This window comes from Oligosphaera ethanolica (assembly GCF_030814695.1).
In the GTDB taxonomy this organism is placed as follows: domain Bacteria; phylum Verrucomicrobiota; class Lentisphaeria; order Oligosphaerales; family Oligosphaeraceae; genus Oligosphaera; species Oligosphaera ethanolica.
This window is the reverse complement of sequence record NZ_JAUSVL010000001.1, coordinates 2,545,149-2,571,255: the sequence shown is the minus strand read 5'-3', so window position 1 is coordinate 2,571,255 and position 26,107 is coordinate 2,545,149. Positions and strand designations below refer to the sequence as shown.

18 protein-coding genes are annotated in these 26,107 nt (G+C 63.4%); 6 read left to right on the top strand and 12 right to left on the bottom strand.

From position 1 onward, the window contains the following. Positions 1 to 4: 4 nt before the first annotated feature. The 8 genes from J3R75_RS08810 to rph all read right to left on the bottom strand — a co-directional run bounded on the left by J3R75_RS08810 (position 5) and on the right by rph (position 11,094). Positions 5 to 748 (bottom strand): prepilin-type N-terminal cleavage/methylation domain-containing protein, encoded by a 744-nt coding sequence (locus tag J3R75_RS08810; RefSeq protein ID WP_307261158.1) that lies wholly within the window; start codon positions 746 to 748, stop codon positions 5 to 7. Positions 749 to 1,383: 635 nt separating this feature from the next. Beyond that, a complete protein-coding gene (locus J3R75_RS08805; RefSeq protein WP_307261157.1) occupies positions 1,384 to 2,754 on the bottom strand; it encodes a sigma-54-dependent transcriptional regulator in 1,371 nt (456 codons plus the stop codon). Between the two features lie 9 nt (positions 2,755 to 2,763). After that, complete coding sequence (locus J3R75_RS08800; protein WP_307261156.1) at positions 2,764 to 4,104, bottom strand: sensor histidine kinase; 1,341 nt, start codon at positions 4,102 to 4,104, stop codon at positions 2,764 to 2,766. Positions 4,105 to 4,237: 133 nt separating this feature from the next. Further along, the gene (locus J3R75_RS08795; protein ID WP_307261155.1) at positions 4,238 to 5,386 is read right to left on the bottom strand and encodes a carbohydrate kinase family protein; all 1,149 of its coding nucleotides are present in this window, start codon (positions 5,384 to 5,386) and stop codon (positions 4,238 to 4,240) included. A 413-nt stretch (positions 5,387 to 5,799) separates the two neighbouring features. Next, on the bottom strand, positions 5,800 to 7,758 hold the full coding sequence (locus J3R75_RS08790) for a glycoside hydrolase 5 family protein (RefSeq protein WP_307261153.1): 1,959 nt from the start codon (positions 7,756 to 7,758) through the stop codon (positions 5,800 to 5,802). Positions 7,759 to 7,771: 13 nt separating this feature from the next. Then, on the bottom strand, positions 7,772 to 8,629 hold the full coding sequence (gene mreC, locus J3R75_RS08785; protein WP_307261152.1) for a rod shape-determining protein MreC: 858 nt from the start codon (positions 8,627 to 8,629) through the stop codon (positions 7,772 to 7,774). 920 nt (positions 8,630 to 9,549) lie between these two features. Beyond that, a complete protein-coding gene (locus J3R75_RS08780) occupies positions 9,550 to 10,314 on the bottom strand; it encodes a hypothetical protein (protein WP_307261151.1) in 765 nt (254 codons plus the stop codon). A gap of 45 nt (positions 10,315 to 10,359) precedes the next feature. Beyond that, entirely contained in the window at positions 10,360 to 11,094 is a 735-nt protein-coding gene (gene rph, locus J3R75_RS08775) for a ribonuclease PH (protein WP_307261150.1), read from the bottom strand. Positions 11,095 to 11,244: 150 nt separating this feature from the next. On the opposite strand from rph, the gene J3R75_RS08770 reads away from it, so the two are divergent. The 6 genes from J3R75_RS08770 (at position 11,245) to J3R75_RS08740 (ending at position 22,024) form a co-directional block, all read left to right on the top strand. Then, positions 11,245 to 12,372, top strand: a complete 1,128-nt coding sequence (locus J3R75_RS08770; protein WP_307261149.1) for a hypothetical protein — start codon at positions 11,245 to 11,247, stop codon at positions 12,370 to 12,372. After that, a complete protein-coding gene (locus tag J3R75_RS19850) occupies positions 12,369 to 13,451 on the top strand; it encodes a peptidylprolyl isomerase (RefSeq protein WP_370882366.1) in 1,083 nt (360 codons plus the stop codon). Before J3R75_RS08770 ends, J3R75_RS19850 begins: the two co-directional genes overlap by 4 nt. 745 nt (positions 13,452 to 14,196) lie before the next feature. Then, a complete protein-coding gene (locus tag J3R75_RS08755; protein ID WP_307261148.1) occupies positions 14,197 to 15,240 on the top strand; it encodes a hypothetical protein in 1,044 nt (347 codons plus the stop codon). Between the two features lie 63 nt (positions 15,241 to 15,303). After that, positions 15,304 to 19,059, top strand: a complete 3,756-nt coding sequence (locus tag J3R75_RS08750) for a beta-galactosidase (protein ID WP_307261147.1) — start codon at positions 15,304 to 15,306, stop codon at positions 19,057 to 19,059. A 160-nt stretch (positions 19,060 to 19,219) separates the two neighbouring features. Continuing rightward, complete coding sequence (locus J3R75_RS08745) at positions 19,220 to 20,149, top strand: dihydroorotate dehydrogenase (protein ID WP_307261146.1); 930 nt, start codon at positions 19,220 to 19,222, stop codon at positions 20,147 to 20,149. 39 nt (positions 20,150 to 20,188) lie between these two features. After that, the gene (locus J3R75_RS08740; protein WP_307261145.1) at positions 20,189 to 22,024 is read left to right on the top strand and encodes a VWA domain-containing protein; all 1,836 of its coding nucleotides are present in this window, start codon (positions 20,189 to 20,191) and stop codon (positions 22,022 to 22,024) included. A 149-nt stretch (positions 22,025 to 22,173) separates the two neighbouring features. Here the strand turns inward: J3R75_RS08740 and J3R75_RS08735 are convergent, their stop codons facing one another. From J3R75_RS08735 to J3R75_RS08720, 4 genes are all read right to left on the bottom strand, one after another. After that, positions 22,174 to 22,839, bottom strand: coding sequence for a hypothetical protein (locus J3R75_RS08735; RefSeq protein WP_307261144.1), 666 nt, complete (start codon positions 22,837 to 22,839; stop codon positions 22,174 to 22,176). A gap of 24 nt (positions 22,840 to 22,863) precedes the next feature. Further along, on the bottom strand, positions 22,864 to 24,090 hold the full coding sequence (locus J3R75_RS08730) for an FMN-binding protein (protein ID WP_307261143.1): 1,227 nt from the start codon (positions 24,088 to 24,090) through the stop codon (positions 22,864 to 22,866). Further along, on the bottom strand, positions 24,087 to 24,872 hold the full coding sequence (locus tag J3R75_RS08725) for an RnfABCDGE type electron transport complex subunit D (RefSeq protein WP_307261142.1): 786 nt from the start codon (positions 24,870 to 24,872) through the stop codon (positions 24,087 to 24,089). The genes J3R75_RS08730 and J3R75_RS08725 overlap by 4 nt, the downstream gene beginning before the upstream one ends. A 147-nt stretch (positions 24,873 to 25,019) precedes the next feature. Then, positions 25,020 to 26,105: an NADH:ubiquinone reductase (Na(+)-transporting) subunit F gene (locus J3R75_RS08720; RefSeq protein ID WP_307261141.1), complete on the bottom strand. Its 1,086-nt coding sequence runs from the start codon at positions 26,103 to 26,105 to the stop codon at positions 25,020 to 25,022. Between the last annotated feature and the right edge of the window lie 2 nt (positions 26,106 to 26,107).

Sequence of the window (26,107 nt, the reverse complement as noted above, 5' to 3'; positions counted from 1 at the left end):
GATTTTATTGCAATGCGGCGGCGCAGGTGATTTTGCCGTCGAGGGCGAGGTACATGCCGTCGAGGTTCGCGAGGTTATTGGCACCATTGCTGACGAAAAGCGTGCGGAGCGGCCGCCACTTCCAACTGTCGACATGGCCATCGGCCCACAGTAGGTTAGCCATGCCATTGTGGACGAAATGGATGCCGGCCGGCTCGGTGGTACTGTTAGGATTCAGGAAATAGTGGATGCGGCCAGTCGCGGCGTTGGCCGAATCGGACAGCAGCATGTACTCGGAGGGCTTGGTGCACTTGTGCATGTTGATGGCGGAGGCAGTTACCGTTCCACCCATGTGCGTAGCGCTGTTGCGCGGATTGCCGTAATTCGCTTCGTAGGTCGTGCCAAAGGAGTACTTCTTGCTGCCATAGGTGCTGTAGACAGACAAGCCCGATGTGCTACCGGAGGGGCACTGCCAGGATTTGTCCATATACTTGACGGCATCGCCGGTTGTCGGATTGTTGCCGGGCTGAATTTCATACGCCCAACTCCAACCGCCGGTGTAACGGCAGCGTTCCAGAGGCATGTTGCCCTCGTTTTCATCGCCGTACATCATCAGGTCAATACCGCGCTGTTTGAGATTCGACGTGCAGGATATCTGCCGAGCCTTCTCACGGGCTTTCGACAACGCCGGCAGCAGCATGGCCGCCAAAATGGCGATGATCGCAATCACAACCAGCAATTCAATCAGGGTAAAGCGAAACAATTTCATGAACGAACTCCTTGTTTGTACGTGGGTGGAAAGCTCTGCCCGCAGGCCAGACAACACCAAGGCGATGACTGCTCAGCCGGCGAGATAGTATCGTCAATTTTTAGTAACGAACGACATTATAACAAAATTGCCGCAAAAAACAATAGTGTGGGTGTTTGATGTGCATTGTTGCTACAATAATCCATGCAGAAAATATACATTTATCATTGATCTCTAGGCGCTTACGGAACCATTAGCGCCAAAGGCACCCGGGTAATCGGTCAGGGAGTGAGATGGACGGGCTTAGGGACGACTGGGACCGGCTGGACGCCTTGGTGACAACACTGGGGCGAGGACTCACGGACTCATGAGGCATGGTCCCATGGATTGGACCGTGGGGACTTTCTGGACCATGGAGAATGACGCCTTGGACGCAGGGGACTAGTTGTGGACTGCCTAGATACCGGAGACTGACTGGGGCGGCCAGGATAGCGTCCATAGCGTCCATAGTGTCCATAGCGTCCATAGCGTCCATAGTGTCCATAGTGTCCATAGTGTCCATAGTGTCCATAGTGTCCATAGCGTCCATAGCGTCCATAACAACGCCCAGTGTCCCGCCAGGAAAAAGGCGGCGCTCCCAGGTTCAATGCCGTCGCTTACTGCAGGTCGTCGAGCAATCGTCGCAGCGAATTGCGGTGCAGGCCGAGTTTGGCGGCAGCCTGCGTCTGGTTGCCGTCGGCTTCGCGCAAAGCGCGTTCGCAAAGGCGCCGTTGCAGTGCCTCGACGGCGTCTTTCATGGCCGTGCCGCTGTTGAGATCGACGCTTTCGACGTAATCGGCGAGGAGCCGGCCGGGACTGCGTTCGCCGGCGCTGGCGCCGGCGACGGCACTACCGACTGTCGCCATGACCGCCGCCAGATTCGCAGGCGTAATGACATCGCCGCGGGCGCGCGTGGCCGCCTGGTAGAGCGCATTGCGCAGTTCGCGGACATTGCCCGGCCAGGGCCGGGCCTGCAGTGCGGCGACGCTGTCGGGCGACAGCTGCAGCCGTTGGTCAAGTTGTCGCAGGATGTGCTGGGCCAGCGCGGGGATGTCTTCGGGATGCTCGCGCAGGGGCGGCGTCCGCACCTGCAGGACCGCCAGGCGGTAGAACAAGTCCGCGCGGAACTGCCCCGCCGCGACTGCCGTCGGCAGATCGCGATTACTCGCGGCAATGACGCGCACGTCCACCTTGTTGCCACGACTGGCGCCGAGGCGCTCCACCACGCCGTGGTCGAGAAAACGCAACAGCTTCACCTGTGCCGACAAGGGCAACTCGCTGATCTCGTCCAGAAAGAGTACGCCCCTGTCGGCGGCTTCGCAGCGGCCGATTTTGTCGTCAGTCGCGCCGGTGAAAGTGCCCTTGCAGTGCCCAAAGAGCTCGCTTTCCACGAGGTTTTCGGGCAGCGCGCCGCAGTTCACGGCGACGAATGGCCCGCCGTGGCGCCGGCTGCGGGCGTGGAGCAAGTGCGCGGCGAGGTCTTTGCCGGTGCCGGTTTCGCCACTGAGAAGTACTGGTGCATCCAGCGCCGCCATGCGCAGCAGTTGCGAGAACAGCTCTTGCATCAGCGGCGAGCTGCCCACAAAGCCGCCCTCGGGCTCGACAATGGCGTCATCGCCGGCGTGGCTGGCAAAGAGCTCGGCGACCAGGGCGTTGACGCGGCCCATGTCCAGCGGCTTGGTGAGATAATCCAGCGCGCCGCAGGCCATTGCCTGGCTAACCAGCTCCAACGAGCCGTAGGCCGTCATCATCACCACGGGCAGCTCCGGCCATGCCCCCTTGAATTCCTTGAGCAACGCCATGCCGTCGCTGTCGCCCAGCCGCAGGTCGAGAAAAACCAGTGCGGGGCGCCAGCTGCGGCAGAGCCGGCGCGCGTCCACCGCGTTGCTGGCCGCGCGGACGTCATAGCCGCGTTTCGCGAGCGAGCGGCAGAAGGCGAAGCAAATCGCTTCTTCGTCGTCAACAATGAGAATGCGCGGTGATGCCATAGTGATCGTTCAGTCCTTCGGGGCGCCGGTGGCCAGGGGCAGCGTCAGTACAAAGCAAGCGCCGCCATCGGCATTGTTTTCCCAGCGGATGCCGCCGCCGTGCCGGGTCACGATTTCCTTGCAGAGATGCAGCCCAATGCCACAGCCGTGGCGTTTGTTGCTGGTGAATGGCGCAAAGATATCCTCCCCGGGCGCAATTTGCACGCCGGGGCCGTTGTCGCGCACGGCTATATCCACACTACGCGCATCCCGCTGGCAACAGCTGACGGCGATGGCGCCGCCGGTCGGCACGGCCTCAAGGGCGTTGTTCACCACATTCAGCAGCACCCGCCGCAGGTCACCCGCCGGACAGGCCAGCCGCAGCGGCCGGCAGTCCACCGGGACCGCAACGGTTAGCGCGACGCCGGCATGGCGGCAACGCCCCGCCAACAGCACCCGCAGGCTTGCCAACGCCTCGGCCAAAGGCGTGGGCGCCGGCGGGGCTACAGCGTCAGCGTCGCCTTCGCCGCCGGCCGTGGCGGTGGCGGCGCCCTGCTCCATCGGGCTGCTGGACAGATCGCTCAGGCCGCGCAGATAGAGATCGATGCGATCGACTTCCTGGACGATGAGCGCGAGGCATTCGTTGTCTTCGCCGCTGGCCTCGCGCTGTTCTTCGGCCAGAACCTGCGCGTTCATCTTGATGCCGCTGAGGGGATTGCGGAGTTCGTGGACGACCGCCGCCGAAATCTTGCCGGCGAGGGCGAGGCTTTCCGCCCGGGCGAGACGGCGATCGGCTTCGGCTAGACGCGCGATCAGCCCCTGGTAGGCCGTGGCCAGCCACACCCCGGCACCGACGGCGAGTAACGCCGCCAACGCCGTGATCACGCCAATGCCCAGAGTCTGTTCGCGCAAGGCCTGCCGCAGCTTCGCTTGTGGCAACAGCAGCCACAAGCGCTGCTCCGTCGCGTCATCCAGCCATGACCAGCTCACGCGGTAGCGCTCGCCCTGCAGGGTGACGCGGGGTGGTGCAGCGGCCAAGGCCTGCGACAGCTCGGCGGCGTCGATATCTGCGAGGGTGCTGACGCTGACCCGCCCGGCGTTGGTCACCGCCAACTCGCAGCCGCTGACGTCGCGCAAATTGGCCATGAGCTGCGCGCTGATGGGCAGATGCAGCTTGCTGACAATGCCGGCAAGGTTGTCGCTGCTGGCGCGGACCAGCCGCCGCTCCAGGCTGACGCTGGCCATCCACAGGCCCAGTGCACCAGCCAAGGCCGCGCTCAGCGACGCCAGCAACACCAGCGTGAACAGCAGACGCCGGCGCAAAGCGGCGGGAGTGGTTTGGTGTTCGGTCATCTGTAATCGGTCAGCCATTGGTTGTTGTCGCCTCTGCGCCTCATAGACTACCCTACCGCAACTGCCATCCCGTCGGTGTTTGAGCGCCTTTGGCGCTGAAAACCAAAGACATCAGAACTAGCTGTAACCAATAACCGACCGACTAACGCGCTCAGCTTTGCTTGTCGGCGGGGCCGTGGGCGATGCCGGCCTGATCCAGCGACCAGCCACGGTCCAGCGCCGGCAACGGCTGTTTGGCCCAACCGGCGGCGATGCGCGCCATGGTCGCATCCCAAGATTGGATGCCCGACAGGGAGTCCGGCGCTTCGACATTGCAGGCGCCCACTGCGGCCGCGAAAGTGCCAGCGTCACTGAGGCTGAGCCCGCGGAGCATGGCAGTCAGAAAGGCGGCGATGCTGGCATCGCCGGCACCCGTGGCACCGCGGAAACAGCGTTCCTGGAAGATGGGAAACCACAGTTCGCGATCGGCCCAGGCGTCGAGAGCGGCCGGCCGGCCGGCGCCCATGGCTTCGAGGCGCGCTTTGCCGGCGCTGCGGATGTACATGCCGCGCTTGCCGAGTTTGACGGCGGCGACAGCCACGCCCATGGCAAGCATCTTCGCGCCAAGTTCGGCGAGCTCGTTACCGCTGAGTTCGTCGCCTTTGCCAAAGCGCGCCGAGTCGATCATGTAGAGCAGCTCGTCGGCGCTGGGCATGAAGACATCGACACTGGGCAGGAGGCGCGTGAGCACCCGCTGCCAATCGACTTTGCCGGCCGGGCCGGCGGCGTCGGGCATACCCGGATCCAGCGACGTCGTCACGCCAAGTTCCTTGGCGCGGGCGTACATGGCGAGGAGCTCGCAGGCATCGTCGGCGTACATCGCAGCCATGAAGGCCGGGTAGCCGAAGTGGAAAAGATGGGCGTCCGCCACCAGTGGCCAGTTGACATCCGCCGAGGAATAGCTGGCGTTGGCGCCCGGGCAGTGAAGGAACATGCGATCTGTGCCAGGGATGTTCACCACGACCGTGTAGGACGTCGCCACCGCCGGCGACTGCGCCATGCCCGACAGCAGCTCGGGCGCCCGGGCACGCACGACGTCCAGCACGGACTTGCCGAAGGAGTCGTCGCCGATTTTGCCCATGAGGGTGACGGGCTGGCCCAAGAGATGCATGGTCATGCCGGTGTTGGAGACGGCGCCACCCGTGGCGATGGTCGGCGAACCGACCTCGTAAAGCCGCCCGGGATCCAGGCTGATGTGATGATCAAAATGTGGTATGATATCCAGACAGATATGCCCGGCGACGACTGCGCGTTTCAACATCCCCATGCTCTCCTTCCTTCGACTGACCGCAAAACTAGCGCGACTGCCGTGCTAGTACATTAGGAGTCGTTCATTAATTAACTTTACACTTTTCAACGCAAACGCTCTTTGCCGAAATGCCTTGCCACCGGTCACTATTTCCCTCGCCGCGAAGCGGCAGACGCGCTGAAAGCGCGAAACATACCAGCCCAGGGCAAGCACGCTGAAAGCGTGCGCCGCCCTGGGTATTGCGGCGACAATGTTCGTGTTCCTAGGCCCCTTTGGCCCCAGTCGGCGAAGCTGACTGGGGCCAAAGGGGCAATGGAACTCACTTTTCTTGTTTGCACTGTCTCACCTTTGCATGCTGCTTTCGCGAGGGTGGGCGCCTTCAGCGGGCCTGGATATAGTTGTAAATGTAATTATCGAACAGCACCTTACTGTTTTTTGATGATATGGACCACGGCGTCATTGGCGGCGACGCTAAGCCGCCAGCGGCCGTCGCGGACCTCGCCACGAGCGCCGCGCAGCGGTTCGGCCTCGCTGGGGAGCCAGCCATCCTCGAGCTGCAACTCGTCACAGATGTCCTGCGGCGACGCATTGACCGCCACCAGCACACGCGTGTGGGCGTTCATCGGGTGTTCGCTCAAAAGCAGTTCCGGGTGCTGCTTCTGCACGGCGCGCTTGCTGCCGACGCTCGCAAAGAGCCAGCGGTAGAGCTGCCAGAAGGGCCAGGCGTCGTCGCCCGTGAACACACCGGGAGTCGCGGCCATGCTTTTTTCCATGGGCACGCCGAGGGTGACCACGCGACCATTGCCATAGTCACTGCAGATGAGCACGGGATTACCGTCGTCCTCGCAGGCCATTACCGTCGTTGCCTCGCTCGCCCGCAGGGTGTAGCGGACGGTGCCAGCGGCAATGGGCAGGTCCAACGCGACGGCAGCACCGGCGCAGCTCTGCAGCCGTCCACCCTGCTGGCGTCGACTACGGCTGACAACCGACGCGCCAATGACTTTCTCGACCTCGGGAATGAGACTGTCGTCCAATGACATGTACAGCGTGGCGCCGGCGGCGACCTTGTCCAGCAGCTCCAGCCAGCGACGGCGGTTCATATAGCCAGGACCATTGAGGCCAGCGAGGACATACAGCGGCGCGTCCGCCAATGGCGCCGACGCAACGGCGTTCTGGAAGCTCAGCTCGCCGCCGGCCTGCCGGGCCAGCACATACGCCGCGTAGCTCAGCGCCCAGCTGTCCTGCTCGGCGGTGACCAGGCACAGGCCGTCGATCAGGCGCTTGGGCAGCTCCTCAAAGGGCAGATCGTCCAGGAAGCGGCGGAAATCGCTCATGGCCTTGACCACGGGTTTCGGGCTGCCATCGCCGCGGAAGAGTCCGAGTTCGCGTTCGAGGACATGCCAGTCGTAGGGCGCTTGCTCCAGATGCAGTTGTTCAAAACCGCACCACCAAAGCAGCCCGCGACAGTCGCCGGCCCAGGCATTGAAGAGCACGGTGCGAATGTACGCGGCGGCGGTATCGTCCTCGCCGTACATCGGTCCGAGGGTGCCGATTTCCTCCACCAGACACGGCGCCTCACCCAGATCGGCATAGAGCCGCGATTCGGCGACGGCGTGCAGGCAGGGCCTCAGAGTGTCGAGGGGGTCGAGATCGCACAGCGGCGTGAAACGCGGATACGGGTGCGTGGTAAGGACATCGCAGAGCTCACCCTGGTCTTCCATCAGCCAGACGCCATTGGCCCCCGTCGGCTTCAGGCTGTGCATGCCCGATACCACCGGCCGGGTGCTGTCAACGGCCTGGATGGTATTGACGATCGCCGCCGTCCACAGCCACGCTTCCGCAGGGTCGCTCAGCCCGCCCATGCAATTGCACTCATTGCCAAGATCCCAGGCGCCAATCGCCGGGTGCTTCTGGAAATACTTGACGAAAGTGTGAACGAAGCGCAGCTCCCACTTCATCGCCACGGGATCTTTCAGCGGATTGCGCCCCTCCAGCGCCGGCGGCACGAACCAGCGGCCGCTCATCCAGCCCGTGACCAGCCCGACCACCAGACTCAAGCCCTTTTCCTGGGCAAGATCGGCCAACTCCTGGAAGTGCGCCATGGCCACCGGGTCAATGCCGCTGCGACCGAGTTCATTGTGCGGCCAGGGTTTTTCGCCGTGGCGAATTTCGACACGGCGCCCGCCACCGCCATATAGCTGCGTCAGCGGCTGAAAATCCGGCCACAGCGGAAAGACCCTGACGACCTGCAGGCCGTTTTTGGCAAGCGTGTCGAAGTCTTTGGCGACGACGTCCGGCCGCCAGTCCTTCCACATGTCGGTACCGGCGTGCGACGCCCAATAATTGCAGCCGATCACAAAAGATCCTGGTGTCTGAAATAGCATAGTGAAGTCCTTTCTACTCAATGATCTGCGGCTGTGGCGCCTGCGGCAACGGGCAGATGATAGCCACAAAACGCGTCGTACTAAAATCCGCCAACGGCGCCACAGCCAGCCGCGCCCGAGCATTGTCAAGGATAGTGGTGGTATCGCCATTGTCACCGACAATGACGCTGCCGATGGGCAAGCCGCCGGGCATCCAGCCGCCAAGCCCCGAGGTGACAATCTGCCGCCCCGGCATGACCTGCAAGTCGCGAGGCAAAAAATCGACCTGGCAGAGCGGTGTACTGCGGGTGCTGAAAGCGCCGAGGCCGCTGAGTACGCCCGTTGCCGACGTGCCCGCAACGACGACGCTGAAACGGCATGCCGGCGAAGCAATGGTCACGACCTCCGCACTACGCTCATGCAGCCGACTGACCCGCCCCAGCACCGCCGCGCCACTCATCACCACGGCGCCGACGGTGACGCCGTCCGCGGCACCGCGACCAATCGTGAAACCAAGGTTCCAACTGGCGGGATCGCGCGTCAATACCGGCGCCGCGACCACGCGCCACTCCGGGAGACCCGGCAGCGCCAGCAGCGCCCGCAATTCGCTGTTTTCCCGCCGCAAATCCTCCGTCGCCGCCACGTCAATCTGCGCGAGGCGCAAGGCCGTGCGGGCCTCAAGCAATTCGCGCGTCCGGGGGTCCTCCCCGGGCATGAGCCAACCAATCACCGCCGCGGCACCGCGCTCAACGCCGCGCCACGCATAAATAAAGGGCGTGGCCGCGCCAAGGGCCAACCGCCGCCCAGCGCCGCTGCTGCCTAACACCAGCAACAACACGATGGCCAGACTGACCACAACAAACAAAAAATGCCGGAAGGTATTGCGTATCATCCTAAAGAACCAAAAATAGAAGGAATGGCGGTAGGCCGGAAAATTGGGTAATGTGCGAAGTTTTGTGATAAAAAGAGAGACTTGACACAGTCGTTCTGAAGCCTTTCTCAGCGCCTACGGGGCAAATTCATGCATAACTACCTAACAAGGAGTCTATTGTAAAAAAGCCTTTCGCAAAAGAAGAGTTTCGGTCACATTGGCGCAAATACAAGTGTTCATCACAAGATTTCGCACATTAACGAAAATTGAGGGAAAAGGACAAAGCACTATCAGGACTGCACCGCCGTGGTGTTCCTCTTGCCGAAGCCCCGGAGCCGAAGCCACGGAGCCGAAGCCCCGGAGCCGAAGCCCCGGAGCCAAAGCCCCGGAGCCGAACCCCCGGAGCCGAAGCCCCGGAGGGGCGTCTTCATCGTAGCCCCGGCCGTAGGCCGGGGTAAAACGACCTAACGTTCAGTGCCCTGAAAGGGCACCTCAAGGGCAACCCACCACGCATGCTTGATGTTGTTGCAACGCCCTTATAGGGCATGCTTTTATTGCTCCTCATACCCCGGGCTGCGCCCCATGAGCGTTAAGTTGTTTCCAGAAGTCTCAATGTTGCCTTCCAAAATTCTTAATTTTTGGCAGAAAAGACATTTTTATCTGTTTTTTGTCGCTTTGAAAAGGGGAATTTTGGATTGGAAATCGAAAAAAATGAACTGCTTAACGCTTATGGGCTGCGCCCGGGGCTACGTTGAAATGCGTGCCCTTTCAGGGCAATTTGGATGGCGGTTCCCAACACGGAAAACATTATATGACTGAGGGACTAAAGGCTAGACAGAGGACGGTCTGCCATGGCAGAACACGATCGTCCGAGAAATACAGCACCGCGCGCCAATGCCAGCCATAGCGGCGCGCTGGCGACGACCCGCGTGGTGAAAACGTCAGAAGGTGAAGATGTCATCGGCCGGCTTGGGCGCCGGCTTCGGCGCGGCAGGAGCCGGGGCAGGCGCCGCGGCAGGAGCCGGGGTCGGCGCGGCTTCAACCGGCGCGGCGACCGGCGCGGCTCCATCGGCGACCGGCGCGGCTCCATCGGCGACCGGTGCGGCTCCATCGGCGACCGGCGCGGCTCCATCGGCGACCGGCGCGGCTCCCTCGGCGACCGGCGCGGCTGGTGTTGGTTCGGGTTCGGGTTCGGGGATTTTTTCGATGAGGACGATATCGTTCACGGCGCTCAGCGGCAGGTCCGGGTAACGGCTGACAAGGCTAGCATCGCTGGCGGTGGCAGGGCAAGCGAAGGCCAATTTGACGACGCCGGCGCCGCGTTGTTCGATACGGCGTTCATCGAAGACATTGGTCTGTTCGAGTGCCAGCCCCAGGCACGGGTATTGTTGCCCGTCGGCGGCGAGAGCGTAGTCGAAGCGGCTGAGGCTGCGGTCGGACAGGACGGCGACGGTGAATACCACATAGACCTGTCCTTCCGGCGCGGGGCGGTCCTCACGCAGCCACGCGGGCACAATCTCCGGGGCGCTCGTGTCGCCGGCCGCCAACGCCTCGCCGAGTTTGACGAAGGCCAGCGGCGTTTCCAGCCGTTCCATTTTCTCGATGGTCCCGGCGTGAATCTTCACGGGGAAGGCGACCGCAGCCGAGGCAGCAGTCAAAGCAGTCAAGAGCAGGAGTCCAAAGCATCCCCAGGCTATCCGTTTCATGTGTGCGCCGCCCTCTGTCATGGTCTGTTTCTTTCCTCAGTCGGATCAGCGTCCGGCCTGTTGCATCACACCAGCCTGGAGGGCGAAAATGTCCTTCATGCCTTTTTTTGCCAATTTGAGCATGGCCGCCAACTCATCTTCGGAAAACGACGCTTCTTCGCCGCTGCCCTGCAGTTCAACAAAGCGCCCGCCATCCGTCATGACCACATTCATGTCCACTTCGGCCGCCGAGTCTTCCTGGTAACACAAATCCAAAAGGGGCTCACCATTCACCATGCCGACGCTTACGGCTGCGACGCGCGCGACGATAGGCGACTCGCTGATCAAGCCGTCCTGCAACAGCTTGGCCGCCGCCAGCTCCAACGCGACGCTGGCGCCCGTAATAGACGCGCAGCGGGTGCCGCCGTCGGCATCCAGCACATCGCAGTCAATATGCAGGGTCATGCCCGGCAATTTGGCCAGATCTACCACCGCCCGCAAGGACCGGCCAATCAGGCGCTGGATCTCAGCCGAGCGGCCGGATAATTTGCCGCGCATGACTTCGCGCTCACTGCGCTGCGACGTCGCCGATGGCAACATCTGGTATTCGGCGGTAATCCAACCGCCGGCGACATTCTGCTCTTTCATCCAGCGAGGAACGGCCATCTCCAGCGACACCGCACAAATCACCCGGGTATTGCCGCAGCAGGCCAGCACCGACCCGAGAGGATGACGCTGATAATGAGGAACAAATGACACCGGGCGCAACTCATTCGCTTCCCGCTGGTCCAAACGTGGCATGTTGTCTATCTCCTTGCCGGATGTATCTTATCGTTTCGTTGCATGAACAGCTACAGTAGCGTTGGCATGCCTGCAAATGACGACGACGTCAGTACCTGCAGCTCGCGCCCTGTGCGCCTATAACTTGAATGACTTGGGAAACATTGCCAGTTGCCGCGCTATTTTTTCAATCTCCTGCTCGCCTTCGCCCTACCTGCGGTCTTCCTATGCGGCTGCGGTAAACGGTCGGCACCGCCATATAACCGCGTGCGCAGCCAACTCATCGTCAGCGCCTGCGACAACATCAGCAACGACCAGACCGATGCCGCCATCGACGACCTGCAACGACTGCTCGACATCGACGCCGATAACGCCTTTGCCGAAGCCGCCCTGCATCACGAACAACAGCGGCGCCTGCTCGTCGAGGCCAACGCGCTAATCGCCCGCGCCGATCATGTAGCGCTGCGTCTCTGGCTGGACCAGGTCATCCACGACGGCCAGGCCGGCCCCAAACTGCTGGCCATCCGCGATGTGGCTCCCGCCCTGGCCGCCCTGGCCGATTTCCTCGCCCACGGCCCATGGCAAAACGCCACCGAGCGTCAGCAGGCCCTGGCAAAACTCGACCCGTTCCTCCCCGTGCTGCAACAGTCGGTAGCCTTTCAGGCATTCTATCACACCGAAAAAGAGCAGCTCGCCGCCATGCGCTCTCAGGAACAACGACAGACGGCGCTGCGCCTTCTCCGCGAACTCGACCACGCGCTCTTCAGCGGCCTGCGGCAACGCCAGGCAGCCATCCTGGACGAATTTGCCACCGCAGTCCCCGGGCATCCTTTACAACGCTATATTATGCACTTAAATGCAAAGACCACCACCGCGTCCCTGCATGCTGTTCTTTCCGCAACCGACAAGAGCATTCCTGCCGAGGAAGCCACGCTGGCCACCGCGTTGGCCGCTACCCTGCAATGGTCCGTGCTCAGCCAGCCCGTGCGACTGGCCATCCAAAAACACTGCCAACTACTGCCGACGACGACCTCGCTCTGCGGCGCCTGGCTCCAAGCCCGCGCCAATCACCATCCGCGCCATTATCAGGAGCTCTTTTCCTACCTGCACAGCCTGCCCAGCCCACCACCGCTGTCAAAAGATCTGCTGCAGGACTACCTTAACTTTGTCCTTCTACCGAAACAGGCCGTAACCGCCTGGTGCTGGCGATCGCCGGCACCGGGCGTCACTGATTTTCTCGCCCGGCTCAAACAAGTGGGTGAAACGCAACCAGTAGCATCAAACAAGGAACGACCATGATCCGCAAGCCGCTTTCGATCATCATTGCCAGCGCCGTGATTTCCCTGCCGCTCTTCGCCCAGAATGACGCCCCGCCACCGCCACCGCCCGCACCTGCCGACGCCGTGGCCGTACCCGCCGCGCCCGCCGTCGATCCGGCCATACAGGCCGACAAACTCCTCGCCGTGATCCCAGACGTCGTCGCCACTTACGACGAAAATGGCAAGGTCACCGGCGACGACATCCGGCAGATCATCCGCCCGCAGCTCATGATGGCGCTCCAACAGGGGCAGGACATCCCCGAGGCCGAAATCGCCACCTTCGCCTTCCACCTCGCCGAATCCGTCGTCGCCCAGAAGCTGATGATCGCCGAGGCAGCCAAGCAGGGCATCATGCCCGACACCGCAAAGGTCAAGGCCGAACTTGATGGTATCAAAGCCGAACGCGGCGAAGAAGTCTACAAGCAGATCATCGCCGCCAATGGCGTCAGCGAAGAAGAACTCATCAAACGCGTCGCTGAATCACAAACCGTCAAGGACCTCATTGACAAACGCACCGGCGTCACTGAGGCCGATGCACAAAAATTCTACGACGACAACGCCGCCCAATTCACCGAGTACCACGCCGCACACATCCTGGCCAAATTCCCCGATGGCGCCAGCGATGCCGACAAGGCCGCCGCCAAAAAGAAAATCGAGGACCTCAAGGCCCAGCTTGACAAAGGCGGCGACTTCGCCGCTTTGGCCAAGGAAAAAAGCGACTGCCCCAGCAAAGAACAGGGCGGCGACCTCGGCGCCTTCCGCCCCGGCCAGATGGTCAAGCCCTTTGAGGACGCCATGAAAAGCCTCAAAGACGGCGAGGTCAGTGGCCCCGTTGAAACCCAGTTCGGCTACCACCTGATCAAGGCCGGCGCCACCAACGTCCAGGCCTTCGCCGACGTCAAGGACAGCATCACCCAGTCCCTCCAGCAGGAAAAAGGCCAGGAAGTCTTTGCCAACTACGCCAAGGAATTGCGCGAAGCCCACAACGTGAAAATGCTCATCGCCGAACCCCCGCCGGCCATGCCCATGCAGGTCCCCGCCCCCATGCCCCAGCAGTAATTATCCGCTCCGGCGCCAGCGCCCCAGCAGTAACTGTTGCTACCAAACAGAACTGGTTCTCAACTCAAGTAGCACGGAACCAGTACTCACCGGGAACGGGTTCGGAGTCCACTTACAGCGAACGGCCCCGCCCCCTTCCCAGGGAACGGATTCAGCAACTCTCCAGGCCGGGCGCGTCGAATAACATCGACGCGCCCGGCCCTTTGTTTTTTCACCCCGCGAGGCACCGGGCGTTTCTATGGACAGTATGGACAGTATGGACGCGATGGACATAATCCCGCATTGCCGGGACGGCGGCGCGCCCAGGTTCATGGCCGCCGGGACGGCGCCGCGCCCAGGATGAATGCCGCCGGGACGGCGCCGCGACCAGAAGTCCCCGGCGTCCAAGCGGTCCTCAACCAGTCCCCGGCGTCCATGGCGTCATTCCCCACGGTCCCAGAAGTCCCCACAGTCCAATCCATGAGATCATGCCTCATGAGTCCCTGAGTCCTCGCCCCAGCGCCGCGCCAAAAAGCGCCGCCGGGACGGCGGCGCTCCCAGGAGTCCCAAGCGGCCCCAACGCCGCTGCCAAGCGGTCCCCGGAGTCCAAGCGGTCCGAACTTCTTTTTCGCCATTGCGCGGGCGGGCGGGTGCAATTATGGCGATAGTCTTTTATATTGAGTTTTTGATTTTGCCCGTAAAGAAGCTGGATTCGCGCTGCCGGCGGCCGTGAGTTCAGAAGCAGCCAGAAAACGAGGACGGCACCATGATCTGCAAACGACTAGTTGTGTTATGTCTGCTGAGCGTCATGGCGGCGCGCGGCGTTGATTTTGTCACGTCGCAGACGGCCTGGGAGTACAGCGGCGAGGCCATTGGCTGCGGCAATGTCCTGGCCGAGGTCGCGCCGGCGCCAGGCAAAGAGGGCATGTACTCCCTCAAGCTCACCTTTTATCTGACGGCACACGCGCCGGACTGGCTTGATGTGCGCTATGTGCCGGGAGTGCCGTTGGATTGGCGGCAGGAAACGGAGTTGTCGCTGCCCTATTATGCCGAGCAGCCCGGGGCATCGCCCTGGCTGAAAATCACCTCTACGAATGCCCCCGGCGCCAACTCATCGTTGCACGAAGCGCAGGTATTGCTTGATGGCGTGCCGCCGGCAATGGGTCAGTGGCACCTGCTGAGCATAGCGCTGGACAAGCCGGCGTCGCAGAAGGAGCAGGTCACCGCTCTGAGTGCGTACTTGCCGACGCGCAAGGAATTTCTGCCCATTGGCCAGCCGGTGGTCTTTTACCTCGGGCTCTTCCCCTACCAGCCGCCGGCGCGGCCGGCATGGCCGCCGCAGCGCGCGGCGACGCTGAGCATGACGCCGCTCTGGCAGGGCCCGCTTAGCGACGACGGGTGGGTCCGCGTCAAGGACCACAACAACCAGAATGACCACGCGGCTGAATTCGTGGCCGGCGCGGCCGAATTCGTCTCCACGGTGGATGGCTGGAATGAGTTCTTGCACAGCGACACCGCGAAGATCACGCTCAAACCCAACACGACCTACCGCCTGCAGTTCAGCTACGACATCACCCAGAGCTTGGCCGGCGCCAACGCGCGTTTCTACTCGCTGGTGCGGGCGGCGAACACCATCAAGGCCGACGTTGGCTGGCAGAACTGGTATGACGCCAAGGGCAGCTCGAACAGCCGCGTCGTCAGTTTCACGACTCGTGAAAACGACGGCTACCATCTGGTCTTCGGCATCCGCGACCGCGGCGGCATTCGCATCCGCGATGTCGCACTCTATGAAATGACCGCCAAGCCCTGAACGCCAAGCCCTGATTGTCGCGCCCTTCACCCGCACAATGTGTCACAGAGGATAGAACCTGCCATGAAGACAGCAAAAATAGTCGTTATTACCGCCGCCTGGTATGCTTTCGCCGCCGTCGCTGCCGTCGCTGCAAGTGTGGAAACCGGCCAGTATCTCACGGGCGCCTGGGGCTACCCGAGCACGCCGGAATGGCGTGAGCTTTATCGCCAGGGCGGCTTGAATCTGGTCGGCTACAACCCCAATCTGGTCGAGTGGGCCAAGGAGCACGACATGTCCTTTATCGGCGGCGTATCGGGCAAGCCACCGCAGGCCGCCGCGCGGCCCTTTGAGGCCGCCAATGGCATGCTCTTCAACTCCGTCGGGCTCTTCACCCACGTCAATTTCAATGCGCCGACTGTCGAGGAATGGTGGAACAGCTACGTACCGAAGCGCGCAGCGGCCATGCCCGGTGCCGAGCGCATCCGCTTTTGGAAAATCCACAACGAATTCGGCTACCACAGCGGCGACATCTTCGACTACAGCGAGGGCAGCGTCAGCAAGTACCGCCAGTGGCTGGCCAGTCGTTACGCCGACATCGCCGACCTCAACCGCAAATGGCAGAGCAGCTACGCGGACTTCGCCAGCATCGACGCGCCGCGCGACGACCTCGCCAAGCAGCTGCCGAACTGGCTGGAATGGCGGCGTTTCACCGCGTGGAATTTCGCCCGTTATTTCCGCGAGTCCGGCGATCTCATCCGCGGCGTCGTCCCGGGCGCGGCGGTGTCGGACAATTTTTACATCACGACGGGGCTGGACGGCTGGGATCTCTACGAGCTGAGCCGGCAGACGGAGTACTTGGCGCTGGACCTCTACGCCATCGGCCGCTGGCACAATCTACTGCCCAGCCTTGACCGCGGCCGTTGCGCGGCGGCCGCCTGGAACAAGCCCTTTGTAATGATGGAATACCACGCCGGTCCCAACCACTGGATCACCAAGGTGCACAAACGCGATCTGTACATTGAGGCCAATGTCGCCCTCGCCCGCGAATGCCGCGCGTTGATGTGGTACATGTGGAAACCCGGCACCCAAGGACGCGAGGAGGGCATCCACGGCATGCTCGACATGGCCGGCAAGCCCACCGAGCGCTACACGGCCGTCGCCAAAATCAGCGCCTTCACCGAGCGCCTCGCGCCGGTGCTGGCCAGGACCCGCAGCGCGGCCAGCGTCGCCATCGTCCTCTCCAACGACTCGCAGTACTTCGCCCACGCGACCGGCGGCAGCGTCTGGAACGAGCTGAACGCCCCTGCTAATGTCGCCCGGCTCCTGGACGGCGCTGGCGTCAGCTTCGCCTTCATCAACCTCGATCAGCTCCAGGGAAACGCCATCGGCGACTATCAGGCCGTGATTCTCCCGGGCCTGCCCATTGTTTCCGACTGCGGCTACCAGCTGCTGCAGGACTACGCCGCCGCCGGCGGCACGGTCATCCGCCACCCCGGCAGCGCGCTGCGCAATGAGTTCGGCCACATCACCCGCGACGAGCCCTTCGCGGCCACCACCACCAACGCCAGCAAGGGCGCCATCTGGGAAATCCGGCAGTGGCAAGAGCAGGGCAAAAGCGGCTACAGCCACCGGGAAGGCATCGGCAAGGGCCAGCTGCTTTTCTGCGCATTGGATTGCAGCAAGCTCGGGGGCGTCGTCACCAACGCCGAGAAATTGGCCGCGGCCAGCGCGACCTATGGCGCCATCCTGCGCGACCACGCAGACATTGCGCCGGCGCTGCGGCTCAGCGTCAAGGGCCTCCAGCCTGGGCAGATGGACGCGCGCCTGCTGCAAGACGGCAAACTCAATGTCCTCGCCATCACCAATCTCGCGGAGGAAGACGGCGACGCGCCCGTCACTGTCACGATCGCCCAAGGGGGCCAGGCAGGCCAGACGCAACCCGCGTTGTATCTCCGCCCGGAGAGCGCCGACGTACAGCGTCTGGAAGGCCAGGCGACGGCCGATGGCCTGACCTTCACGCTGCCGGCACCCAAGCCAGCCGGCATGCTCCTTTTCGGCGAATGGCAGCCCGTCGTGGGCATCAGCATGCCCGACGTGCTGCATCCCGGCGACGTCGCCGAGGCGACGGTCACCATCGATAACCTCGCCGCAGTGCCAGTATCAGGCCAAGTGCGCCTGCAGCTGCCAGCCGGCTGGGCTCTCGGCCAGCTCGTGAATAACGACTTCAGTGACCTCGCTCCCGGCGTGCGCGCCGAACTACGCTTCCGCATTACGGTGCCGGAGGATGCCGCGACGGACTTCTTTGCCATCGACTACCCCGTGGTCGCGCAGGTGCGCTTCACGGCGGGCATGGACGGCGTGCTCAGCGCCAAGTCGCTGCCTTTGGTCAAGCCCATGCTTGACGTGCGCATGGTCTATCAGGACCGCATTCTCAACCCCTGGCAGGAATTCACCCCGCCGATTTTGCGCTGGGGCTGGAACAACGAAGTGGTGACGCCGCCGCCGGCGCCGGTAGCCGTCCGTGGCGATGCCGCCGTCACGCTGCAGCTGTCGGCTGCCCCGCAGCTCGCCGGCCAGGAGCTCGTGCTTAGTGTGAGCGACGAGCAGGGCCGGCGGGGCACGATCCGCCCGGCGGATGGCTATGACGCCGTCCTCAAAGCCGGAGAAAGCGAGCTGCCGGTGATCATCACGCTACCAGGCAGCGGCGACTACACGCTCCAGGCGCGCGCCGGCACGACAGACGTGGTGACGAACGTCGTCTTCCCGGCGGCGGTCGGCTCGGAGTCCGTGACGGCGACGTTGGCGGCCGCGACGCCACAGGCCCCGGCGGGATTCACGCCGCGCGCGTTGCTTGGCGTTGGCTCCCGTGGCGCCTCGCCGGGCACAGCAGTGACGGTGCCGCTGGCGCTGCCGGAAGGGCTTGCCGAGCAGGACTTCGCGCTCTTTGCGGCGGACGGCCGAAGCCTGCGCCATGCGCTCGGCGCCGACGCCATCAGCTTCAATGCCGACGTTGCAGACGACGGCGTCGCCGTCTACACCCTGGCTACCCCAGCCGCCGGCGGCGCCCTGCCGGCGCCGGCGCCGCGCCTGACCACCGAGCTTGACCAGGACGGCCGGGCGACTTTCCAAGGCGATAGCTACCGCATCATCTTCAACACCGTCTTCGGCTGGATTGAGTCCATGGCGCTGCGCAATGAGCAGGGCGAGTTCATGCCTTTCATGCCCGAGCGCAGCGGGCCAGTGCTGCTGACCGACGACGGCTTCGAAGTCGGCCCCGAGCACGCCGAGCAGGTCACACTGCTCTCCTATCAGGCCAGTGCCACCAGCGCCACCCTGGAGTTGGAGCGAACCATCAGCAACGAGGGCACGGGCATCAGCGTCCGCGAAGTCTGGACTTTCAATCCCAATCACCTCAAGGCCGACGTGTTTTTCACCAACCGGGGCAACCAGCCGCTGCGTTTCCGCAAAATTGTCTATGAACTGGGCTGCAATCAAGACACCGCGCCGCAGTGGCAGACCGACATGAACGGCCAACAGCGACGCGACGCGCTGCCAGCATCCGTCACCGCCAACAAAGGCACGGTTGTGGACCTGCTCACCGGCAAGGGCCCCGGCATGGCCGTGACTCTGCGGCGCTGTGCCCAGAACAAGACCTGGGCGGCTATCAGCAACCAGGTCAACCACAGCCCCGTACGGACGCGCATCAATCTCACCAACGCCGTCAGCATCGATCCGAAAGACTTCATCCTGGCTGAATTCGATCTCTGGCCCCACAGCAGCCCCGCCGCCGTGCCGGCTACGCCGATATTCACCAGCGGCTGCCGCATCCTCGAATAAATCCGATTGGTTATCAAGACGATTGCATTTATAGCGTTCTCATTTTGCCTTGTCGATTGATTGCGCCTCCGGCGCTATGATTTATCCTTGTATGAAGATTTCGCCGTTAGTTAACCAGTTGTACAGCCTCAACCGCAGATAGCCCTACATAGGAGCACCCATGGCCGATCTATCCATCAATTTTGCCGGCATTGCCATGCGCAATCCGGTCGTGACCGCCTCTGGCGCTTTCGGCTACGCCAAAGAGTACAGCAACGTCGTCCCGCTCAATCGCCTGGGCGCTGTCACCGTCAAGGGCGTGTCGCCTTTTCCGTCCCATGGCAATCCCGTGCCACGGACCACCGAGGTGTACGGCGGCATGCTCAACGCCATCGGTTTGCAGAATCCCGGCATTGACAAATTCATCAGCGACGAAAATTATCTGCCCTACCTGCGGCAGGTGCCCTGCCCGGTCTTCGTCAATATCTGGGGCAAGACCATCGAGCATTACGCGGAAGTCGCCGCCCGCCTAGAGGCCGAGAAGAAGGGCATTGCCGCGCTGGAAATCAATATTTCCTGCCCGAACATCAAAGAGGGCGGCATTGCCTTCGGGACGGACCTGAAGCTGGCGGCGGCCGTGGTCAAGGCCGTGCGCGACGTGACGACCCTGCCCCTGATCACCAAACTCAGCCCGAATGTCACCCACATCGGCGATTTTGCGCGCAGCGTGGTCGACGCCGGCAGCGACGCAATATCGTTGATCAACACCCTGCCGAGCATGGCCATCGACATCGAGACGCGCAGCTTCCGTATCGCCAACCGCATCGCCGGCCTGAGCGGCCCGGGCTTGAAGCCCGTCGCCGTGCGCATGGTGTTTCAGGCCCGCGAAGCCGTGACCGTGCCGATCCTGGGCATGGGCGGCATCTACAGCGCCGCTGACGCCATTGAGTTTCTGATGGCCGGCGCCAACGCCGTGGCCATCGGCACCGCCATCTTCAGCAACCCCGGCTGCCTCGTGGAGATAATCGACGGCATCGACGCCTGGCTGGACCGCCATGGCATCGCCAACGTCAATAACATCGTCGGCGTCATGCACCAGGCTCAGGCCTAGCCGCAACGCCGCCGCCCGGCGCGCCGGAGGATCGCCATCATGCCAACGCTTGTGACAGTCGCCATCATCGCCTGCGGCGCCGCGGCGCTGGTGCAATGGCGACGGCGGCGGGCTACGAGACGCTTCTTTGCCAGCCGCTACCGCGATCCGGCCACGCTGATACCCGACGGTGGCGGCGTGACCGCGCTGTGCCTGCTTGTCGCGGCCATCGCCATGGCGGCCGCCGCGCTCCTCGCCCGACATGACCGCGCCGCGCGCCAGGCGGCGCCGCCAACACTGTATTTTCTCCTGGACTGCTCCCCCAGCATGCTCGCGGCGGGCCAGCGCGGTGCGCGCCTGGCTGAAGCCAAGGAGCTCGTCACGGCGATCGTCGAGGCCATGCCCGAGTGCGAGCTCTGCCTGGTCAGCTTCGCCGGCAATGCCATTGTAGATTTTCCTCCCAGCCGCGATCAGCGCGCATTCCGTCGCGCCCTGGCGGCGGTGGAGCCATCGCTGGCCCTGGCGGCCGGCAGCAGCCCGAGCCAGGCATTGCAGGCGCTGGAGGCCCTTGTCGGCGCAGATGCCCAGCAGCCGGCGAATGCCGTGTTGATCATGCTCAGTGACGGCGAGATCAATGACCCGAATCCGCTATTGCAGGACATCCCGTGGATCGCCCGAGCCTACCCGCTGCTGCATGTGCTCACTGGCATCCCCGGGCAGGACACGCCCGTGCCCAGCCCCCAGGGGCCGCTGTGGCTCAACGACCCCAACAGCGGCGCAGTCGCCACCAGCCGCGCAGACGACCGCGCGTTGAAAACGCTCGCCGCGCTGTCACCACAACCCGCCGAATTCTTCACGGCAGACGCACCAGCAACGGCCGTTAGCGCGCAAATCCGGCAATTCGTTGGCAATGATGGTAGAAGCAGCAGCGGCTGGCTGGCTGCGCGCGCGCTGGGGCTCATCGCGCTCGCGGCGCTACTCGCGGCAAGGTGGCCGCGACGACCAACCCGCGCCCGCCATACACCCGGAAAGGGCACGGCAACGCGCGATACGGCAATACACAACACGGCAATACACAACACAACGATACACAACACGGCGGCGCGCGGTGCGGCAATACACAGCACGACAATACACAGCACGGCACGGCACGGTGCGGCTGCGCCGGGCACTCCTCACGGTAGGCGGGCCTCTGCCATATCTAGCGCGCTGCTGGCGTTGCTGACGTGGTCACTCGTCGCGACTGCCGACGCCGTCCCCGCTGGCTTGCGTGGCAATGCCGCTGCGCGGGCGGACGCCGTGGCGGCCATCCGCGAAACTATCGCCCGGCATGACGGCACTGACGCGGAGCGCGCCAGGCTGCTGAGCAATTGGTCGGCGCTGCTGATCGTGGAAGCCGAGGAGGCCATCCGCACCGGCGCGCTGGACGCCGCTGCGCAGCACGCCACGGCGGCCCGCGAGCTCAGTCGCGAAGCACTGCGCCTCAACCCCGGCAACGCCGCGACCCTGCAGACTCTCGCCGCGGCATGGCGGGTGCTCCAGGCGGCCAAAGCGCTGTCGGGAAAGGACGGATCAAGCGATGCCGCCATAGGCGAGGCGGAGGCGGCAGCAACTGCCGGCTCGCGGCCCAATGAAGCGCAGGACACGCAAAGCGCGCACGACGCCACCGCCAGTGCGGACGGTACGGCCAATGCCGGCACTGCACCCGGCACTGCCAATGCCGGCGCTGCCCATGGCCCCGCCGACGCTGCGCCCGACACCAATACCGCAACGGGCTCCGCCACCGGTGGCGGAGCAAACGCGGGAACCACTAACGCGCCGGTCGGCACCTGGCGCGACCTGCAGTTGCAGCGGCATTACCGCCCGCCACGCCCACCGGGCGTCAAACCATGGTGAGAACACCCGCGCACGCGCGCACAAGCCGCTCGGCATGCCCCACGGGGCATCTTCTTAGCCGCTCGGCATGCCCCACGGGGCATCTTCGTAGCCGCACGGCATGCCGTGCGGCCACAGATTTCCCGCCTTCGCGTGAGGGAATAAGGCGGTTATTTCCCGAAGACTTCGATTTCGATATAGTGGTTCATATCGTCGCTGGTATTGCCGTTGCTATAGAAGCGCAGGTACTGGGCGCTGACGGCCGGGACGGGAATGAGGCGGCCTTCGTAGGTCTCGATGTACTCGTAGTCTTTACCGACGCCGAGGCCGCTGCTGTTATCGTGGTCGTTGTTGAAGATGGTCTTGACGTTCATGATGAAGTCCGGGTCATCCGCGGTCTGGATGACGACATCGCGATAGACGCGGGCCTGCGAGTGAAAATGCCAGAGCACGATGGCGTGGATGGTCGCCTTCTTTTCGAGGTCGATCTGCACCCACTGCGTGCCCGGGCCGAGCTCGACGTAGCTGCCTTCGATGCCCTCTTTATCGCCGTCGGTGATGCATTCGAGGTCGCCGACGACGGGCTCGTTGTCGCTGCTGGTGACGCTCTTCTTCGCGGCGAGATTGACCAGGCCCTTGGCTGCCATGAAAGGCGGGCGTTTTTCGCCATTGCGACTGGGTTCGAGGTTCGGCGTCTTGAGTTCTTTCGGCGTGCCGGTGAAGAGCGGCCGCGGCAGCGTGATCTTCAGCTCGGTGAGGTCGGCGGCGGCGTCCTGTGCAAGGACGGCGCCCGCCGCAAACAGCATTGCCAGCGCCAGAAAACTGCGGTAAATCATGGTATCGACTCCTTTTTTCCTGCCTTAACGGCCGTACACGGCGACTTCGACGAAGCGGGTATCTTCATCCGCCTCGCCGCCGTTGGTATAGACACGCACATAACGCGCGAAAGTGCCATCAAGTTTGTCCTCGCCGCTGCGGGTATCCACGAGCTCGCCCCACCAGCGCGCGAAGAAAGCCGTGTCCTTGCCCTCGCCCAGGCCGCTGCTGTTGTCGTGGTCGTTGTTGAAGACCGTGCGGACATTGTCGCTGAACTCGGCATTATCGGCGATTTGCACGATAACATCGCGATAGACAATGGGATTCTTGTAGTAGTGCCAGACGCAGATGCAGAAGATTTCCTTGCTGGCGCCGAGGTCGACCTGCACCCACTGGGGCTCGCCGGGGAACATCTCGACGTAGTCCTGCTCGTCGCTCTTCTTGATGCCATCGGTCACCTGCGACACCGTGCCGCGCAACGGCTCTTCGTCGCCAAGGTTGCTGCTGACCGGGCAGTTCAGCGCAAGATTGCTGATGCCATCGGGAACCATGAAGTCTGCCCGGCGGATTTCCTCGCGCAGGTGTGGCGGCGGCGTAAAGCCCTTCGGGTAGCCAGGCGTGGCGCGGGTAACGGCGTCGGCGCCCACACCGAGGTCGAGGGGCTGCACAGCGGCGCCACCGCTCAGAAAGCGATGGACCATGGTGTTGATGATCTGCGCCAGCGAAAACGTCGTCATGGAGGCGCCGGTGATGGCATCGACCACGTTCGGGCCGCGTTCGCTGGAACTGATGCGAATGCCTGGCTGGCCATCGACCACCATGGGTAGCTGATCAAACTGGCTGAGCCATTCCATGGTGCCAATGCGGCCGCCGAGCCCCGGCGTTTCATTCTGCTCGTAGATGCGCAGACCGTGGATGTGCTGGCGGTCAGGCGCAAAGGCGAGGATGCCGCGGATTGCGCCGTAACGGCCCTTGCCTTCGATATCAACCATGTAGGCGACGACGGCGCCAGCGCCGTCCCGGGCTTCGAAGAGCGCCATGTCACCGTGCTCAACGGCCTTGACCTGACGCGTAAAGACGGCGATGACGTCGTCGTTTTCCATGCCATCGCGGAGGAAGCCGGCGGCGCCGACCATGGCAGCGATGCGGGCGAAATTCTCATTGGCGGCGATGCGCCCGGCCCAATGGACGTGCGCCGTGGTCAGCAGCAGCGCCGACAGCGCGCAGACCAGCAGGGTGTAGGCGACGACGTACAGGGGGTGCTCTTTCATGCCTTGGCCCTCCCCGCGAAGAGCAGGTCCAGCGTCGGCGCGAAGATGTTTGCCAGCAGCAGCGCCGACAGCATCGCGTTTTCATAGAGCGAGAAACAGCGCATGGTCACCGCCGCCACGCCGATGATCAGGCCGAAAAGCAGCCGGTTGTACCAGCGCTGCGGCGCGCCGGCGGGATCGACGCTGAGCAGGCAGCCGATGGTCATAAAGCCATTGGCCGTGAACAGCAGCCGCAGATCGCCGTCGAAAGGCAAAGCGGTTTCAGGGATGGCATAACGCGCGATGCCATAGGCGCCGATGGCGATACCGAGGTAGATCCACAGCGCGCTGGGCCGGACGACGACCATCAGCAGCGCGCAGCACAGACACAGCAGAGCGCCAATCTGCCACGCGTTCGCAGGATCGGCCAGGGGCGACAAATGCGCAAAAGACGCCCCCGAAAAGATCGTCGGGTAGCTGTAGACCACGAAGCCCGCTGCGGCCAGCACCGGGTTGAACACGCAGTTCTTCGCACCGCCAAAGACCTCTTTCGCAAAGACCGTGCCAAAGACTGCGCCGAGCACCGCCATCCACCACGGCAGCGCCACTGGCAGCAGCAGCGCCAGCAACAGGCCGTGCACCACGGCACCGCCGGTCAGAGGCTTGCGCCGCACACGGGCAAAGACGAGCTCGACCGCCAGGCCGGACAGCGCCGCCAGCAGCGCCAGCCAGAGCAAACGCGGCCCGAGGACCGTCGCGCCATAGGCCAGACACAGCAACGCCGACGCGCCCGCTGCCAACAAATAACGCTCCTCCGCGACCGCATCAGGCGGTCCCGCCAGGACCCGCCGCAGGGCAAGACATGGGCACGTTTTCTTATGTTCTTGATCTGACATCAGCTACCTGTTTTCTCGTATACTCCAAAGGGGCGCCGCGCAGGGGCCGCAGGACTAGAATTCGTCCGCGAAAATCGCCTTGTCGTCCAAGCCTTTGTCCTTGAGGACCTTGCGGGCGGCGGCAAGCATCTGCGGCGGTCCGCAGAGGAAAGCCTGCCGGGCCTGTCCGGGCTGCAGGTGGCGCTCGGCGGACTGGTGGATAAAGCCGGTTTCGCCCGTCCAGTCGGGGCTTTTATCGGGCTCGGAGAGGGCGAAGTGCAGGCGCAACTTGGGCATTTTTTGGGCGAGTGCCTCCAGTTCTTCGCGATACATCAGCTGGTCGCTGGTGCGAGCGCCGAAGAAGAGCCAGCAGGGATGGTCGGGAGCCGTTTCGGCGACATGTCGCAGCAGCGAGCGCATGGGCGCCATACCACAGCCACCGCCGACGCAGACGAGCTCGGTGTCGGGCGCAGTATCGAGTTCGAATTCGCCGTAGGGGCCGGTGAAGATCACGGCGTCACCGGGCTGAACGCGGTGCAAGTAGGTCGACCCCAGGCCGCCGGGGATGAGGCGTACCAGCAGCTCGACTTCACCTGCCATGCTCGGCGGCGATGCCAGCGAATAGGCGCGGAAGACTGTCTCGCGCTTGTGCGGTACCGCAATCTGGATGTACTGGCCGGGCCGGAAGTCGATCCGCGCGGGATCAAGCAGTTTGAGGCGGATCTCACGGATGTCCGACGTGACCATGCGGGCGGCGGACACCGTCGCCGCAAAACGCTGCACCAGCAAATACTCATCCTTGACGACGATTTCGAGGTCGTTGCGAATTTTCACTTGGCAAGCCAGGCGGGCGCCGGCGTTGAGTTCAACCGTGGTGAGAAAAGGCGTTTCCGTAGGCAGGACCGGCCCGCCGCCATTGAGAACGCGGAGTTTGCAAAAGCCGCAGGTGCCCTGGCCACCGCAGGCCGATGGGATGAAAATGTCGTTGGCGTAGAGCGCGTCAAGCAGCTTGCCGCCGCCCTGCACGGTTATGGGCTCGCGGTCGTTGATTTTCACGCGGCACTCGCCGTAGTTGCAGATATAGCGCCCGGCCAGCAGCAGCAGCACGGCCAAGCCGCCGCCCAGCGCGGCCAGCACCAGAATTGCATACAGGTAAATCATCG

Excerpts from the sequence above, each read along its gene's own strand:
- J3R75_RS08750 (WP_307261147.1), top strand. The coding sequence starts at position 15,304 with ATGAAGACAGCAAAAATAGTCGTTATTACCGCCGCCTGGTATGCTTTC.
- J3R75_RS08745 (WP_307261146.1), top strand. The coding sequence starts at position 19,220 with ATGGCCGATCTATCCATCAATTTTGCCGGCATTGCCATGCGCAATCCG.
- mreC (WP_307261152.1), bottom strand. The coding sequence starts at position 8,629 with ATGATACGCAATACCTTCCGGCATTTTTTGTTTGTTGTGGTCAGTCTG.
- J3R75_RS08790 (WP_307261153.1), bottom strand. The coding sequence starts at position 7,758 with ATGCTATTTCAGACACCAGGATCTTTTGTGATCGGCTGCAATTATTGG.
- J3R75_RS08780 (WP_307261151.1), bottom strand. The coding sequence starts at position 10,314 with ATGAAACGGATAGCCTGGGGATGCTTTGGACTCCTGCTCTTGACTGCT.
- J3R75_RS08735 (WP_307261144.1), bottom strand. The coding sequence starts at position 22,839 with ATGATTTACCGCAGTTTTCTGGCGCTGGCAATGCTGTTTGCGGCGGGC.
- J3R75_RS08720 (WP_307261141.1), bottom strand. The coding sequence starts at position 26,105 with ATGATTTACCTGTATGCAATTCTGGTGCTGGCCGCGCTGGGCGGCGGC.
- J3R75_RS08795 (WP_307261155.1), bottom strand. The coding sequence starts at position 5,386 with ATGTTGAAACGCGCAGTCGTCGCCGGGCATATCTGTCTGGATATCATA.
- J3R75_RS08730 (WP_307261143.1), bottom strand. The coding sequence starts at position 24,090 with ATGAAAGAGCACCCCCTGTACGTCGTCGCCTACACCCTGCTGGTCTGC.
- rph (WP_307261150.1), bottom strand. The coding sequence starts at position 11,094 with ATGCCACGTTTGGACCAGCGGGAAGCGAATGAGTTGCGCCCGGTGTCA.
- J3R75_RS08740 (WP_307261145.1), top strand. The coding sequence starts at position 20,189 with ATGCCAACGCTTGTGACAGTCGCCATCATCGCCTGCGGCGCCGCGGCG.
- J3R75_RS08805 (WP_307261157.1), bottom strand. The coding sequence starts at position 2,754 with ATGGCATCACCGCGCATTCTCATTGTTGACGACGAAGAAGCGATTTGC.
- J3R75_RS19850 (WP_370882366.1), top strand. The coding sequence starts at position 12,369 with ATGATCCGCAAGCCGCTTTCGATCATCATTGCCAGCGCCGTGATTTCC.
- J3R75_RS08800 (WP_307261156.1), bottom strand. The coding sequence starts at position 4,104 with ATGGCTGACCGATTACAGATGACCGAACACCAAACCACTCCCGCCGCT.
- J3R75_RS08755 (WP_307261148.1), top strand. The coding sequence starts at position 14,197 with ATGATCTGCAAACGACTAGTTGTGTTATGTCTGCTGAGCGTCATGGCG.
- J3R75_RS08810 (WP_307261158.1), bottom strand. The coding sequence starts at position 748 with ATGAAATTGTTTCGCTTTACCCTGATTGAATTGCTGGTTGTGATTGCG.